16 protein-coding genes and 1 riboswitch are annotated in these 14,567 nt (G+C 36.2%); of the genes, 8 read left to right on the top strand and 8 right to left on the bottom strand.

Going from position 1 to position 14,567, the window contains the following annotated elements; translation table 11 throughout:
• Positions 1-1,137 precede the first annotated feature (1,137 nt).
• The 3 genes from ytvI to G3O09_RS13765 form a co-directional block, all read right to left on the bottom strand.
• Positions 1,138-2,169: a sporulation integral membrane protein YtvI gene (ytvI, locus tag G3O09_RS13775; RefSeq protein WP_163102055.1), complete on the bottom strand. Its 1,032-nt coding sequence runs from the start codon at positions 2,167-2,169 to the stop codon at positions 1,138-1,140.
• A gap of 303 nt (positions 2,170-2,472) precedes the next feature.
• Complete coding sequence (locus G3O09_RS13770; RefSeq protein ID WP_163102054.1) at positions 2,473-3,255, bottom strand: undecaprenyl-diphosphate phosphatase; 783 nt, start codon at positions 3,253-3,255, stop codon at positions 2,473-2,475.
• A 314-nt stretch (positions 3,256-3,569) separates the two neighbouring features.
• Entirely contained in the window at positions 3,570-4,250 is a 681-nt protein-coding gene (locus G3O09_RS13765) for a TrkA C-terminal domain-containing protein (protein WP_163102053.1), read from the bottom strand.
• 128 nt (positions 4,251-4,378) lie between these two features.
• Between G3O09_RS13765 and G3O09_RS13760 the strand changes: the two genes are divergently transcribed.
• The gene (locus G3O09_RS13760; RefSeq protein WP_163102052.1) at positions 4,379-4,585 is read left to right on the top strand and encodes a hypothetical protein; all 207 of its coding nucleotides are present in this window, start codon (positions 4,379-4,381) and stop codon (positions 4,583-4,585) included.
• 57 nt (positions 4,586-4,642) lie between these two features.
• Here the strand turns inward: G3O09_RS13760 and G3O09_RS13755 are convergent, their stop codons facing one another.
• Together G3O09_RS13755 and G3O09_RS13750 are read right to left on the bottom strand one after the other, a co-directional pair.
• Complete coding sequence (locus G3O09_RS13755; protein WP_163102051.1) at positions 4,643-5,572, bottom strand: cyclic di-GMP-binding domain-containing protein, MshE-related; 930 nt, start codon at positions 5,570-5,572, stop codon at positions 4,643-4,645.
• Positions 5,565-5,960 (bottom strand): response regulator, encoded by a 396-nt coding sequence (locus G3O09_RS13750; RefSeq protein WP_205439661.1) that lies wholly within the window; start codon positions 5,958-5,960, stop codon positions 5,565-5,567. The genes G3O09_RS13755 and G3O09_RS13750 overlap by 8 nt, the downstream gene beginning before the upstream one ends.
• Positions 5,961-6,134: 174 nt before the next feature.
• Between G3O09_RS13750 and G3O09_RS13745 the strand changes: the two genes are divergently transcribed.
• The 3 genes from G3O09_RS13745 to G3O09_RS22200 all read left to right on the top strand — a co-directional run bounded on the left by G3O09_RS13745 (position 6,135) and on the right by G3O09_RS22200 (position 7,702).
• Complete coding sequence (locus tag G3O09_RS13745) at positions 6,135-6,581, top strand: MarR family winged helix-turn-helix transcriptional regulator (protein WP_163102050.1); 447 nt, start codon at positions 6,135-6,137, stop codon at positions 6,579-6,581.
• 79 nt (positions 6,582-6,660) lie between these two features.
• On the top strand, positions 6,661-7,527 hold the full coding sequence (locus G3O09_RS13740) for a permease (protein ID WP_163102049.1): 867 nt from the start codon (positions 6,661-6,663) through the stop codon (positions 7,525-7,527).
• Positions 7,528-7,552: 25 nt separating this feature from the next.
• Entirely contained in the window at positions 7,553-7,702 is a 150-nt protein-coding gene (locus G3O09_RS22200; RefSeq protein ID WP_205439660.1) for a hypothetical protein, read from the top strand.
• A gap of 62 nt (positions 7,703-7,764) precedes the next feature.
• Here the strand turns inward: G3O09_RS22200 and G3O09_RS13735 are convergent, their stop codons facing one another.
• The 3 genes from G3O09_RS13735 to sugE all read right to left on the bottom strand — a co-directional run bounded on the left by G3O09_RS13735 (position 7,765) and on the right by sugE (position 9,438).
• A complete protein-coding gene (locus G3O09_RS13735) occupies positions 7,765-8,238 on the bottom strand; it encodes a DinB family protein (protein ID WP_163102048.1) in 474 nt (157 codons plus the stop codon).
• 91 nt (positions 8,239-8,329) lie between these two features.
• The gene (gene modA / locus G3O09_RS13730) at positions 8,330-9,073 is read right to left on the bottom strand and encodes a molybdate ABC transporter substrate-binding protein (RefSeq protein ID WP_163102047.1); all 744 of its coding nucleotides are present in this window, start codon (positions 9,071-9,073) and stop codon (positions 8,330-8,332) included.
• Positions 9,074-9,114: 41 nt separating this feature from the next.
• Positions 9,115-9,438 (bottom strand): quaternary ammonium compound efflux SMR transporter SugE, encoded by a 324-nt coding sequence (sugE, locus tag G3O09_RS13725; RefSeq protein ID WP_163102046.1) that lies wholly within the window; start codon positions 9,436-9,438, stop codon positions 9,115-9,117.
• Positions 9,439-9,523: 85 nt separating this feature from the next.
• Positions 9,524-9,624: riboswitch (guanidine-I (ykkC/yxkD leader) on the bottom strand.
• Positions 9,625-9,849: 225 nt separating this feature from the next.
• Here sugE and G3O09_RS13720 point away from each other — a divergent pair.
• The 4 genes from G3O09_RS13720 (at position 9,850) to G3O09_RS13705 (ending at position 14,317) form a co-directional block, all read left to right on the top strand.
• Positions 9,850-11,181, top strand: a complete 1,332-nt coding sequence (locus G3O09_RS13720; RefSeq protein WP_163102045.1) for a hemolysin family protein — start codon at positions 9,850-9,852, stop codon at positions 11,179-11,181.
• Positions 11,182-11,291: 110 nt separating this feature from the next.
• Complete coding sequence (locus G3O09_RS13715; protein WP_163102044.1) at positions 11,292-11,927, top strand: hypothetical protein; 636 nt, start codon at positions 11,292-11,294, stop codon at positions 11,925-11,927.
• A gap of 150 nt (positions 11,928-12,077) precedes the next feature.
• Positions 12,078-13,346, top strand: a complete 1,269-nt coding sequence (locus G3O09_RS13710) for an MFS transporter (protein WP_163102043.1) — start codon at positions 12,078-12,080, stop codon at positions 13,344-13,346.
• Between the two features lie 104 nt (positions 13,347-13,450).
• The gene (locus tag G3O09_RS13705; protein WP_163102042.1) at positions 13,451-14,317 is read left to right on the top strand and encodes a YitT family protein; all 867 of its coding nucleotides are present in this window, start codon (positions 13,451-13,453) and stop codon (positions 14,315-14,317) included.
• Positions 14,318-14,567 lie beyond the last annotated feature (250 nt).

Here is a 14,567-nt window from a genome sequence, read left to right as displayed (position 1 = left end):
ATTGATATCTTTAGTATAAAGCAAAAAGGGAGTCAATCGCTCGATTAAAATCGAGCGATTGACTCCCTAATTGTTAAAGCGGACTTTTTCAGTGCCCTCCAGAAACTTGCCGGGTTTTTTTTCATGTTCAAGAATATTCTTTGATTTCCAAAGTGATTCGGAAAGACAGATTACTAATTTCATTAAGCCCATCTTTTTTGCATGAATCTATTCTCAAGGGAAATAATAAAAGCAAAGTGACTTTGAAAGGTGTGGTGTTCTTGAAATATATTGAAATATGTCAGGATTGTAAAGGAAAAGGAAAAGTCCCGTTCCTTCAATTTTTCTCAAAACAATGTTTATCCTGCAATGGAAAAGGAAGAAAGGTATCCACTATCACTCGTGAAGCTAGCCAGTTCATACATTAACCTCTTATACCAAATTATCAAAAACCCGCCGAATTGGTGGGTTTTTGATTTTTAAGGCTCTGTTAAACGGGGATGTTGATTTCCGTTCCAGTCACTCGCTTTCCGCGGGGCGGGCGGTGAGCCTCCTCGGCGCACTGCGCCTGTGGGGTCTCACCTGTCCCGCTGATCCCGCAGGAGTCGAGCGTCTTCCACTCCAATCAACTAATTGGATAAATCAACAATAAGTTTTAACAGAGCTATTTTCAAAAGACGAGTATATCTAGCTCTTTCTTGGCTACATGGGAGTTCCTCACGTTTGATCCATTTTTCGGGATATTCTATTTAGAGCAAACTACATTTCTGTCGACGCTTGCGCTCGCCATTCATCTAAGGTTTTAAATCCTTCATATTAGGTTACAAGAATAGGAAACCTGATTAAGGAGGGTGGATCCTATCTCACAATTATCAAATTGAACCTTGTGACATGATAGAAGATTAAGATTACACTTTCACCGTTCAAGAAATGGATGAGAATCACTTAAAATATGTAATTATTAAACGAATTAAGTAAAAAAAGTGCTCCAGGATATTTTCATTATCCCAGAACACCTCTCTAAATGAATAAGTTAATTTTTTGAATTCAGAGCAGTGTCTAGCTCCGACGCACAGGACGCGCTATTGTCGACATCGCCACAGGACGCGGCGGTCCTTAGCTGACGTTCCTTTAAACGTGGCGCTTGCGCTTTTCTAATTAAATGGCTGTTTTAATTTTTATGACTCCTGCCTTCTTTAATGCTTCATATACTATGACAAGGGCAGGTCCGATAAATAAACCTGCAAATCCAAGTACTTTAAAGCCCAGGTAGAGACTAACTAATGCTGCTAATGGACTAACTCCCATATTGGCAGAGTATATTTTCGGTTCAACTATTCTACGTACGACAGTGATAATAAAGAATAGTGCAATCAATCCGATTCCTAAATTTTGATTTCCTTGTAAAATCACTACTACTGCCCATGGAACCAAGACCGAGCCTGTCCCTAAGATTGGTAAAATATCAACGATTACTATCAACATGGATAATAGTAGTGTATATGGCACTTTCAAAATAAGTAAACCTGAGTATGCCATTATGAAGGTGATCAAACTCAAAATGACCTGAGATTTCACGAATCCCCATCCAGCCATCATCAATTCATTGTAAACAAAAGAAACTTTTTCATAGGTCTTTTCTTGAAAAAGATTTTTGATGCTTCGTTTAATACCCGGCAATTCAAGACTGAATAGGAAAAGTGCAATTAAGTAAATCAAAAATTCAATAAAGAAACCCGGTAATATCGTAGCTAATTGAACGATTGACTCAATTAACGAACGGAAGAAGGCCTCTAATGATTGAATTCCTTTTTCCATCATATCTTCAACTGAAAGAATGACATCCTTTGGTAATGTTTGAGCATAATTTTCCCATTTGCGAATGGAAGGAAGGATGACTGAGTAGAAAATCTCTTTAATAAAACTAGGAAATGTTTCAGAAAGCGTGATAATTTGTTGGATAATGACAGAAACGAATATGTAACCAAGTCCCGCCAAACCACCAATATAAATCAAAAAGCTTACCAATACTGACGTTCCTCTTTTCCATTTCAATCTATCTTGTAGAAATGAAACAAGACCATCCAGTAAAATTGCTGTTATCATGGCAAGTATTAATGTCCATGAATAAGGTAGCAGCCATAATAGTAAAATGACTGCTAATATTCGAAAAAGCCAACGCAATAACATGGTTGTTCCCTACTCTCTCTACTTTTATCCTGCCAGAATTTCTTCTGTAGGATAGCCCACCTTCTCGTTTTTTGGCTTGACTAATGTGAAGGCCAATGTCAACGGACTCACATTACCAAGGAACATGGTAAATATAATGACAATCTTACCTTTGAAGGTAAGTTCATAAGTTAATCCCATTTGTAAACCTATGTGCCGAATGCTGACAATACCTCAAACATAATTGTAACAAATTCAGCCTTTTCTGTAATGGATAAGATGAAAATAGACATGAAAATAAAAAATAAAATAACCTAGTAATAATTAGAAGCGATTAGTAAACTGCATGGCTAAAATGAAAATCCCTAAAATCCATACATAAACGGCAAATGCTTTTAATGAATGGTTCTTCAAGAAATTAATCATCCACTTAACAGCAATATACCCAAAAATCGCAGAAGCAATAATTCCAACTATCAAAGATCCCATGGGAATTTGCTCTCCTCTTCCCTCCATTAAGTCCATAGATTGCAGAACAATTGCCCCAACAATCGCAGGAGTGGAAAGTAAGAAAGAAAAATATGCAGCAGTTTCACGGTCGAGTTTCCTCATTAAAGCTGCGACTATGGTAAAACCAGACCGCGAAATTGCAGGAAAAATCGCAGCCGCCTGGAAAGTACCTATGAAAAGTGCATCCCCATATGTAATGTCTTCCATTTTCTTGCTACCCCTTTTAATGGTTTCCGCAAACCATAAAAACATCCCCGTTATTAAAAACTCCCATCCAATGGTGACACCTGTTTTCGAAATTATTTCAAAGTAGTCTTTAAAAGCAAAACCGATGATGACTGCAGGAATGGTTCCTACGACTAGTAATCCCGTCATTTTTCCAAAAGGATTTTTCAATATCTTGATAAATTCATCCTTATAAAAGACGAGTACTGCAAGCAATGTCCCAATATGAAGCATAGTATCTAGCATCAAGCCTGCTTCATTTAAACCGTATAAATTCCTTCCAATATATAGGTGTCCAGTACTACTGATTGGTAGAAATTCTGTAAGACCTTGAATTAAACCTAAAATGAACGCTTCAATCTTAGTTAACATGTTTATCACCTATCCTGTATTAATGTTTTATTACCTAAAAAGCGACGAAGAAATTATAAAATCTCTTAAAGAGAGCATTCTATTTTTTCAACAAAAGTAGAATAATAGTTTCTATAATCGATTCTCCTCTAAAAAGTATTAATGTACAGTGGGAACAATATTAATGCCAAATTAGTGATAGAATGCACTTCTTTTCCAATTAGTAAAATCGAATCTCCATCCATAACAAAACTGATACTCAATTATCTGGGAAAAAATTTACTAAGTGAAAAATATAGACAAATATAAAAAAGGGTAGTCCTATATTATATGGACTACCCTTTTTTCATATGCTTGAGTTCTCTCTTGAACTTAACTTCAATTTCCTTTTTATTTCCATACAAAAAGAGTTGATCTCCTTCATGCAGGGTCTCCTTCCCTATTTCTTTTCGAATTTTGATTTTCCCCCTCTTCACAAAAAGAAGATTAATATCTTCTTCTCTTGTTACTATTTCTCTTGTTTTTTTTCCAACCAGATCCGAATCCTCTGTAATGATAACTTCTGAAACTATATCATCTTCATCTAAGAACAATACCTCTTTCATTGGATGTTCCCAAATATCATAGTGCTCTTCCATTTCAGTATGTAATTTATCTTTAAAATATTTTTTCACCCTCGGTATCCTCGATAAAATGACCAACACTATCAACACGAAAATGGCGAATGTCAATTCTAAGATTCTTAAATTGTTTGCAAGCATATTGCTTATGGATGAGATGATAACAGCCAAAGAAAACGCACCAAAAAGTATAAGAAAGGCTCCAATTTTTCTTCTTACAGGGTGGTCGATGATGGAGTTTGATTCTTCCGTTGTGAAACCTGTTCCTGTCAGCATAGAGATGACTTGAAAGCGGGAAATTTTACTATCCAAACCTGTCATATTTAAAATAGAAACTGAAAACTCTATGACCAGTCCGATAATGACAAAATAAAGAAGCATAAATAAAAGCTCCATTTACTCTATTCTCCTTCCAAGAAAACATTTTTGTTTGATTTACCCTATTTCGTTTCTAAATAACCAAAGTTTGTCTCTATCCTAATTAGGGAAAGAACTTATCAAACTTCTGATTGGAGGAAAAAAATATGAAAAATAAAGATAAAATTCTTAAAGATAGAAATGACCGCTCAAAGGCATTCGAAAAAAATTGGAACGAGCAAAAAGAAAGAGATCAAGTTGTCATGCCGATTGATGATCTCCCTTTGGAAGAAATTAAGACAGAAAAGAAAGAGGAACGCGATAATAAAGGATCGAAGGACACTTCAACAAGCGAAGCGAAAGAAATGGAATAAAAGAAGTCAGCGTGGATTAAATGTATTCCACTCTGACTTCCATTAATTTTCAAAAGCTCATAAAGTTTCTAAGATAGCGAGCTTTCTTAAAGCCTTCATTTCTTCAGGATGATCACTTAGAACCATAAAGAACGGGCCAAATGAAGTAAGAACCTGTACATAATAACCTGATGCAATCAAATCTACATGTACATATTGTTGATGTTGTTGTGGCTTCATTTCGAGCTCTGTCCCTTCATTTGACATATTCACAAGGAAAATACCGTTATGAAGATTTAAGAATTCACTAACAGAAGCCGTCGCTAATTCATCTACTTCTTCAAGCTGTTCTTCAGCAAAAATCGATGCAAGCTTTAGAAATACATCCTGATCAGCTCCAATTGCAGTGAAAAGCGAGTTTTCACCTACAATTTCTTGTGAAACAAAATGAGTTGCCTCTAGCTTCCCATTCAAAGGATGTATATCTACGTATACTGTTTCATCAATAAAACGGACCATATTTTTTACGAATAAAGACAGATATGAAGTGAAGTAACCCTTTTGCTTTTGATCACTTGAAGGCAACAATGTTGCTACAAGTGTTTCAATATCACCATTTTTGATAGAATCAAATTTTTCTTCCGATAAACCATACTCTTTTTTATAAGAATCAAGAGCTGATGAAAATTCCTCGATACTTATAAAGCTTTGATCGACCAGTGCTTGTGCAAGCTGTAAATGCTGGTGCTTTTGTGCAGATAGGAGATATTCCACTTGTTCATCGGTAAGGTACCCTAAAACTACGGCTATTTCACCGAATCGTTGATCTACTAACTTCTGTTTCTCATGAATCTCCACTACTTGAGTACCTGTAAGCAATCCTTCGTTAACAGCAAGCACACCAAGCTTCACATGTGTAGACTGTTGTATATGTAAAGCCTCTTTTAATTGATCAGGCGTGATAAGCTGACGGTTTAATAGATAGTGTCCGAAGAATTGACTAAACATGGACGTTTTCCTCCTTGCCTTCAGTCAAAATCTTCTCTACTATGGAAGCAATAGATTCCAACGTGACCGGCTTTTGAATAAAATCAAATGCACCAAGTTCTAATGCCTTCTTCAAATGCCCCTGAGTACCAGCAGAGCTCGCCATCACGACTTTAATAGAAGCGTTTATTTCCTTAATTTCTTCTAAAGCTTCCAAACCATCTTTATCAGGCATAACAATATCCATAAATACTAAGTTTGGTTGATGTTGTTTTACTATTTCTACTGCAACAGCTCCATTTTCAGCTTCCAGAATCTCTTTAATTTTGCATTTCTCTAAAGCAGCACTAAGCTTTTTTCGGATCAATACTGAATCATCACAGATTAACACTTTTAAGTTGTTTTCCAAAATTCTTTGCCTCCTGACTATTTAAAAGCACTTACATCAACTATTCTATAAGCCCTAGATTTTCACCTGCATAAAGTGGTAATTTCGAACTATTTTTACTTATTTTTAAAAATTTTAATTAATAGTTGCAATTTGCAAATATAAGGCATATAATCAAATTGTGAGGTGGAAAAATTGGAAGAACTTAGAGACACTCTTGAAACGACTGCAAAAAGACTTGGACTCCTTAATAAAAATTGCTGCTCTATAGGCCCTTTTGATATCGGATCATCACAAAGCATCATACTGTCTGAGATTGCTAAAAGAAACAGTCCTTCGATGCAAGAGATTGCAGATACGCTAGCAACAGATATCACCACTTTCAGTAGACAAATCCAAACTTTAATCAAGATGGGATTTGTACAAAAAAACCAATCATCCCAAGATCGAAGAGTTTATACATTGTCATTAACGACTGAAGGAAAATTCGCGATTGGGACCATTCATTCTCAAATGGAGCAATACTTAGAAGAAGTCTTCTCTCATATGAATGAGTTCGAAAGAGAAACGGTCAAACGCTCCCTACAGGTATTGAATGCCGCCATGGCAAAATCATCAGTATGTTGTAAGCCCCTTTTTTAAAACGAATACTAATCCTTCCTATGGGAGGATTTATATTAAAATCATTACTTGCAAATTGCAAATAAAAGGAGACCTTCATATGATTAAGGAGATTTTATCCAGCTTTTTGTTCATAGCTCTAGAGCTAACTCTCTTATTCGTCTTAATTTCATTCTTCATTCACTTTTTACAAGCTTTTATACCTTATGAGAAAATGAGAAATTTCATGGAGAACCAACCACCACTTATAAGTGCACTGGGTGCCCTGCTTTTCGCTTTTGTCACACCTTTTTGCTCCTGCTCAACCATCCCTGTGGTGGTTAACCTACTTAACCAAAAAGTACGTTTTTCGATTGTAATGGTATTTTTGTTCGCTTCACCTGTCCTTGATCCTACGATCATCACATTGATGGCCGCAGTTTTAGGTGCAAAAGTTGCATTCTTCTACACCTTCATTACAGCTGTTTTATCAGTAATAATTGGCTTTCTGCTAGAAAAATTAGGCTTCCAAGAACAAGTCAAAAAGGTCATCATCAAAAACTACGAAAGCAGTCCAAAAAAAGTAAGTCTTCAAGATGCATATGAAGAAACATTAGGATTAATGAAGACAGTATATCCATTCCTTTTAATTGGTGCTGCTATTGGGGCTGTGATTCACGGGGCAGTTCCGGAGCAATTCATCTCTACCTATCTAAGCGGAGATAATTGGTGGCTTGTACCTATAGCAGCCATCATTGGAATTCCACTTTATATTAGATTGTCTACAATGATTCCAATTTCTCAAATCATGATAGCAAAAGGAATGGCACTTGGACCTGTTATGGCATTGATGATCAGCTCAGCAGGTGCGAGCTTACCAGAAATCACTTTATTAAATAGCATTTTTAAAAAGAAGCTGGTTGCTGCATTCATTGCATCAGTCATTACAATGTCCACTATCTCTGGTTTTCTGTTTTACTTTATATAAACAACACAATTAGGAGGAATGAAGAATGTTTAAAAAATTATTTGCTAAACAGAATAAAGACTGCTGTGGTGTAGAAATCATCGAAGTAAAAGAAGAGACAAAAACCGAATGTTGTGAGGAGACTTCAAGTCAACAAGGCGAAAACTGCTGCGATATCGAATCGAATGGTTACTAAGCTATTCTTTAAAAAATCGTCCTTAATTAAGGACGATTTTTCCTTTAAGATCAATCAAATTATTAATCCCAAATATTTGGTCTATCGACATTCATCATTCTAAGATACTGCAATAATTGCCCAGTATGGATCGACTCATGATAAGCAATCCTTAACAACATATCCCCCAAAGAGCGAATATATCCAACATTAGAACGGTCAATGTTAATAGTAGACAAATCTTCCTCTTGATACTTTCGGACAGTATTTAGAAACTCGTCACGATATTTTTGTGCAAATTCTAATTCTTCTTCTATAGATATAAAAGGTCGAGTCAAATATGGCGATTCAGGATACTCCTTCAAGCTACCTTTTTGATTTATCATTAGATGATAGTAATATTCACTTTCTAGTACATGCCGCACCATTTCAAGACAGCTCATAGCCTCTTGATCTGGCTTCCACTGAATCTTCTCCTCAGGAATTCCTCTCCAAACTTTGACACTCCTTCTCCTTACCTCTTCAAAGTTCAGTATGATTAATTCAATTGAATTCATAAAACCTCTCCTCTTTCCATAATTTTCTTAATTTTATCATGAACTAAAAAAAATCACCCTAATAATTAGGATGATTTTACATTTCCATACTCTATTCAACTTCTCTAAATCCATACTCTAAAAAAATCTGCTGTGATTCGTTTTCACGTAAAAATTCCTGAAACTGTTCTGCTTCATTTGATTGTTTTATGATTCCAACTGGGTATATTATCTCTGAATGTAGTGAACTAGGGATATTTATGACCCTAGATTTAGGAAAGTGTTTTTGGACATCTGATTTGTAAACAATTCCTACATCGACATTACCAGATTGAACCAATGTCAACACATGTTTAACATCTTTAGCAAAGACTAGTTTCCCCTGAATATCTGTCCAGACTCCACTATTCGTAAGCGCTTCTTTTGCATAATCTCCAGCAGGTACTACTTCTGGTGTTCCGATGGCAATACTCTTCATGTTTTTCAAATGAGATAGTTCTGAAAGCGATACTCTTTCCCCAAAGATAAGAACGAGATCGTTTTTAAGTAGATTTGCAGAACTTTGAATCAAATCCTTTGAGACGAGTTCATCTACATGCTTACGCGAAGCAGCGATAAAAACATCTACTGGAGCACCTTGTATGATTTGTTGTTTTAATGCACCACTAGATCCGAAATTAAAAACTACTTTTACATTTGGATGAGATTCTTCGAATTTCTCTTTAACTTTTTGCAGTGGTTCTGTCAAACTGGCAGCTGCCGAAACCGTGATAATTTTTTCTTCTTTCTTTTCACTACAAGCTGCTAAAAGTAAAACTAATGATAAGGTTATGATAAAAAAAATGTATTTCCCCATAAACAATCCCTGCCAAATTCTTTTCTTCAATTATAACAAAATTAATGTGATGTAGATGTTACTTTTAACCCGATGATACCTGCAAGAATTAATGCAACGAAGAAGAATTTTAAAAGAGATTTTGGTTCTCCGAAGAGAATAATACCCATAATGACTGCTCCCGCTGCTCCAATTCCCGTCCAAATGGCATAAGCGGTACCTATCGGCAATGTCTTAATGGCCATTGATAAAAAATAAAAACTGATGATCATTCCGACGATCGTAATTATAGTAGGATAAAGTTTTGTAAAACCTTCCGTATACTTTAGGCCCATTGCCCAAACCACCTCAAAAATTCCAGCTATTAACAAAAAAATCCATGCCATGATAATTTCCCCCTCATGTTGTAGTATTTGATATTCTCCTGTAATTAAACAGGAAAAGCCCAGGAGAATATCAGTGTTACTTGATATCTCCCAGGCTTTTATCCTTCCGTGTATACAGTCCGAAAACTGTACGCCTTCTCTCGGACCAGACCAGTATCATACTGCGGAACCCTAGAAGGCCTTCCTATTTAATTCCATAAATTATACCACCTTTAAATTTTATTGTCAAATCATTTCAAGAAAGTTCCCTTCTGTTTGAGGTAAATAATGATAGGGTAGATAATAAAAAATCACTTATGGAGGAAATGGAATTAATAAAATTTGTCATGACTTTTCTATAACCTTCTGATGAAGAATAACTATATGGATTCCTATATAGGAGGTGACACCTTACAGTTGTAAGGTAATTCTTTGGAAATAATAAATCTTTTATTAGTCGCATTATTAATCGCACTTACTGCTTTCTTTGTGGCATCAGAATTTGCCATAGTAAAAATACGTTCATCCCGCATTGATCAACTAGTTGCGGAAGGAGCTAAGGGTTCCGTTGCTGCTAGAAAAGTGGTTTCAGGTTTAGACGAGTATTTATCTGCCTGTCAGCTTGGTATCACGATAACTGCACTAGGTTTGGGGTGGTTAGGAGAACCAACGGTAGAGAGCCTGTTACTTCCGGTTTTTGAAAGATTCGAATTAAATGAATCGGTTGCACATATTCTTTCATTCGGTATCGCCTTTGCCTCAATCACGTTTTTACACGTAGTCATAGGAGAGTTAGCCCCAAAAACAGTGGCTATACAAAAAGCAGAGCAGATAACTCTTCTTTTCTCAAAACCGTTAATTTGGTTCTACCGGATCCTGTTCCCTTTTATATGGGTATTAAACAGTTCAGCAAGATTGTTTACCGGCTTCTTTGGTTTAAAGCCAGTTTCAGAGCATGAATTAGCACATTCAGAAGAGGAATTGCGAATTATCCTTTCTGAAAGCTTGAAAAGTGGAGAAATCAATCAGTCTGAATATAAATACGTGAACAAAATTTTTGAATTTGATGAAAGAATAGCAAAGGAAATCATGGTTCCTCGCACTGAAGTCGTGACAGTGCCACACGATGCTACCATTCAAGAAATCATGAGTATTGTCCTGGAAGAACGCTATACGCGTTATCCTGTGACTGATGGAGATAAAGACAATATCGCTGGTATGATTAATATGAAAGAAATATTAACTGCCATCATCCAAAAAGACTTTAACATGGACATTCCTGTTTCTGATTTTGTTCATCCAGTCTTGCAAGTAATTGAAACCATTCCTATACACGATCTCTTGTTAAAGCTTCAAAAAAACCACGCTCATTTGGCAATTTTATTTGACGAGTATGGTGGAACTGCAGGTCTAGTAACAGTTGAAGATATAATTGAAGAAATTGTTGGGGATATTCGTGACGAATTCGACACTGATGAACTTCCCGATATTAGAAAAATTGCCGACAATCACTATATCTTCGATGCAAAAGTATTGATAGGAGATGTAAACGACCTTCTTGGTACCGATTTGCTAGAAGAGGATGTCGATACCATAGGTGGATGGTTCTTAACACATAAATACGATGTACAAATTAATGATGAAATTCAAGAAGATGGATATGTATTTAAAATAAAAGAAATTGACGGACAACATATTCTTTACATTGAAGTTAAGCAAGCAATTCAAGTTGAAGTCAATGAAGATGAAATCGCCCAATTGTGATTGTTATTGAAAAAAGCATTGTTCTAATGGAGCAATGCTTTTTTCTATCAATATTTTCCTTTGATTTGGGTACCCTATCCATGAATACCATGAAAAGGAGTTCAATACTTATGAAAAAATGTTTATCCTTACTCTTAGTAATAGGATTACTTTTTGGTTTACCAATCTCCACCTCACTTGCAAATTCACACGATGGAGAGAAAACTAACGATCATCCACAGAATCATCATTTAAAGCATGTGGATAAGGAAAAAATAGCTGAATTAGAAAAACAAGGTTTTACAAGGAAAGAAATTTTCCATGCTCTCCACTTTGCAAAGTACTCAGGAAAAACGGTTGAAGAAGTCTTAAAAATTTACAAGGAACAAGGATCTTGGGACTTAACTGCAAAAGAACTCGGGATGGATTTTAAACAAATCCATAAAAAACAAAAGGAAAAATTTGAAAAACTTTACCAGGAAAATAAAGAACCATTCAATGAGTATTTAGCTAATTATAGCGGGACAGACAAAGCCACAATTGAAAACTACTTAAAATCCGTTCCATATCATAAGCTTTTCAAGGCTGCTGTACTTGCAAAGACGACTGATCAATCTTTAAGTGATGTTATGAAAAAACATGAAGAAGGTAAAAAACTGAAAGACATGTTCAAAGAAGAAAATGTCGACCACAAAAAAGTTCATGCTGAATTCATGAAAATCCATCGTGGTTTAATGAAGATTGCAAAGAAAGATACAAACGAATAATTTTGAATAACGTATCTATTTTACCCCGGTCTTTTCATAAGATCGGGTTTTTAATTTGGCATCTTTAATAGTAAGTAATTTTATACTATTACATATTAAGTTCTACAGTATAATTAAAATAAAGTATTTTAGTCGAAATGAGGAATGTAAATGGCTGGTAAACTCCGTCTCCACTATGGATGGATTATTGTAGTAATTTCATTTATTGCCCTTCTAACAGGTGCGGGTATTCGTTCGGCACCCTCAGTCCTAATGGTTCCTCTTGAAGATGAATTCGAATGGAACCGGACAGTCATGAGTCTTACTTTGGGGATCAATCTTGTATTATACGGCTTGATTGGACCGTTTGCAGCTGCCCTTATGAACAAATATGGCGTTAGAAAGGTCATTTCTACCGCTTTTCTAATCTTGTTTGTAGGAATATCGTTCACAACAATGATTCGTCATTCATGGCAAATGTACATTTTTTGGGGTGTTTTGGTAGGTGTCGGAAGCGGTTGTACAGTTGTTCTCAGTACTATAGTATCGAATCGCTGGTTTGTAAAAAGAAGAGGTCTTGTCATTGGCATATTAACTGCTAGTGGTGCCACGGGACAAATGATTTTTCTTCCTTTTTTAACGAAAGCCATTCATGAATATGGCTGGCGCAACAGTGTCCTCGTCATTGCAGGGTTTGCATTTCTCGTATTTATCCTTTCATCTCTTTTTTTACGCAATCATCCGCATGATGTAGGAGCAGTACCATATGGCAGTTCCAATGAAGATAATGAAGTTACTTCAAGCTCATCTTCTTTTCTCCAAGTCTTCAGCAGTTTAAAACAAGCAGCCTCTTCTAAAGACTTTTGGTTTTTAGGATTCAGTTTTTTTATATGTGGATTATCAACTAATGGACTAATTGGTTCACACTTTATTCCAGCTTGTATCGACTTCGGCTTTACTCCAGCATTGGCTGCAGGGATGCTTGCCACCATAGGTATCTTCGACATGATTGGTACGATTCTTTCTGGTTGGTTGTCTGACCGCTTTAATAGTCGTTGGCTTTTATTTTGGTATTATTCCTTGCGTGGCCTTTCACTTTTATTCTTACCTTGGGCATTTACATCTGGATATATAGGTCTCTGGGGCTTTATCATCTTTTACGGCTTAGACTGGGTAGCTACCGTCCCTCCAACCATTCGATTAACGACCGATATCTTTGGAAAAGAAAAAGCAGGAATCTTATTTGGTTGGATCATGGGCTTCCACCAAATGGGTGCTGCGATTGCTGCATATGGAAGTGGGATCATACGAAGTTACATTGGTACTTATACATTGTCATTTATTATGGCTGGCGCACTTTGTTTGGTAGGCTCTGCCCTCGTGCTTCGAATTGGCAAGGGGAAATCTGTTCAAATGGAGCAAAAAATGGCAGTGAATTAATGAGTAAGTAAATTTAATATCTCATATATAGGCATTTTGCATATATATGAGATATAAATATTACTTTGGCAACTTCAAGAAACAAAGGGGGTAGTTTTATAGGAATGAATGATCACCATAAATCACTTTCACCGTCAAAATTGGTACGTCGAATTTTTGCAATCGTAATCGGTGCAATATTAATGGGCGTAGGCATTGAAGAATTCTTAGTGCCCAACAAAATTTTAGATGGTGGCATAGTCGGAATTTCGATTATCCTCGGTCATTTGAGTGGTTGGAAACTCGGATATTTCATCTTTATCCTCAATATCCCCTTCTTTTACATCGGCTATAAGCAAATCGGTAAAACCTTTGCCCTCTCGACATTGCTTGGAATCACCATCCTCTCTATTACAACCGTGTTATTACATGATGTGCCAGTCGTAACTGAAGACTTATTGTTAGCAACTGTTTTTGGTGGAATTATATTAGGCATAGGCGTTGGTATCGTCATCCGTTATGGTGGAAGCTTGGACGGAACTGAAATTCTGGCGATTTTGATGAGTAAAAGGTTCCCGTTTTCTGTCGGTGAACTGATTATGTTTTTTAATATTTTTATTTTCGGCACAGCAGGCTTTGTATTCGGCTGGAATCGGGCTATGTATTCACTGATTGCATACTTCATTGCTTTCAAGGTTATTGATATTGTTATTACAGGGCTTGACGAATCAAAATCTGCTTGGATTATTAGCGATAAACACAACGAAATTGGAAGTGCGATCCTAGCAAGACTAGGACGTGGAGTGACTTACCTACAGGGTGAGGGTGCATATACAGGGGATGATAAAAAAGTAATCTTTTGTGTGATTACCAGGCTAGAGGAAGCAAAGTTAAAAGCAATTGTAGAGGAATTGGATTCTAGCGCCTTCCTTGCATTTTCGAATATTTCCGAAGTCCGTGGTGGACGATTTAAGAAGAGAGATATTCATTAGATTTCTCTTCAACTGGAATCCAAAAGTCGGAATTGTATTTAAACAACTTCATTTTAATACAGCTTTTCAAAATCATTGGATATTCCCTTTTCACTCATCTTGAACCATAATCGGGCTTCATTGCATCTGTATGATTCCCTTTTCACTCATCCTGAACCATAATCGGGCTTCATTGAACTCGTTTGATTCCCTTTTCACTCATCCTGAACCATAATCGGGCATCATTGAACTCGTTTGATTCCCTTTTCAC

The organism is Peribacillus alkalitolerans (assembly GCF_010882125.1).
GTDB classification, from domain to species: Bacteria; Bacillota; Bacilli; order Bacillales; family DSM-1321; genus Bacillus_BN; species Bacillus_BN alkalitolerans.
Note: the sequence above shows the minus strand (reverse complement) of the source record. Positions and strands in the feature narration are given on the sequence as shown.

Excerpts from the sequence above, each read along its gene's own strand:
- ytvI (WP_163102055.1), bottom strand. The coding sequence starts at position 2,169 with ATGTTATTGCGTTGGCTTTTTCGAATATTAGCAGTCATTTTACTATTA.
- G3O09_RS13770 (WP_163102054.1), bottom strand. The coding sequence starts at position 3,255 with ATGTTAACTAAGATTGAAGCGTTCATTTTAGGTTTAATTCAAGGTCTT.
- G3O09_RS13765 (WP_163102053.1), bottom strand. The coding sequence starts at position 4,250 with ATGGAGCTTTTATTTATGCTTCTTTATTTTGTCATTATCGGACTGGTC.
- G3O09_RS13760 (WP_163102052.1), top strand. The coding sequence starts at position 4,379 with ATGAAAAATAAAGATAAAATTCTTAAAGATAGAAATGACCGCTCAAAG.
- G3O09_RS13755 (WP_163102051.1), bottom strand. The coding sequence starts at position 5,572 with ATGTTTAGTCAATTCTTCGGACACTATCTATTAAACCGTCAGCTTATC.
- G3O09_RS13740 (WP_163102049.1), top strand. The coding sequence starts at position 6,661 with ATGATTAAGGAGATTTTATCCAGCTTTTTGTTCATAGCTCTAGAGCTA.
- G3O09_RS22200 (WP_205439660.1), top strand. The coding sequence starts at position 7,553 with ATGTTTAAAAAATTATTTGCTAAACAGAATAAAGACTGCTGTGGTGTA.
- G3O09_RS13735 (WP_163102048.1), bottom strand. The coding sequence starts at position 8,238 with ATGAATTCAATTGAATTAATCATACTGAACTTTGAAGAGGTAAGGAGA.
- modA (WP_163102047.1), bottom strand. The coding sequence starts at position 9,073 with ATGGGGAAATACATTTTTTTTATCATAACCTTATCATTAGTTTTACTT.
- sugE (WP_163102046.1), bottom strand. The coding sequence starts at position 9,438 with ATGGCATGGATTTTTTTGTTAATAGCTGGAATTTTTGAGGTGGTTTGG.
- G3O09_RS13715 (WP_163102044.1), top strand. The coding sequence starts at position 11,292 with ATGAAAAAATGTTTATCCTTACTCTTAGTAATAGGATTACTTTTTGGT.
- G3O09_RS13710 (WP_163102043.1), top strand. The coding sequence starts at position 12,078 with ATGGCTGGTAAACTCCGTCTCCACTATGGATGGATTATTGTAGTAATT.
- G3O09_RS13705 (WP_163102042.1), top strand. The coding sequence starts at position 13,451 with ATGAATGATCACCATAAATCACTTTCACCGTCAAAATTGGTACGTCGA.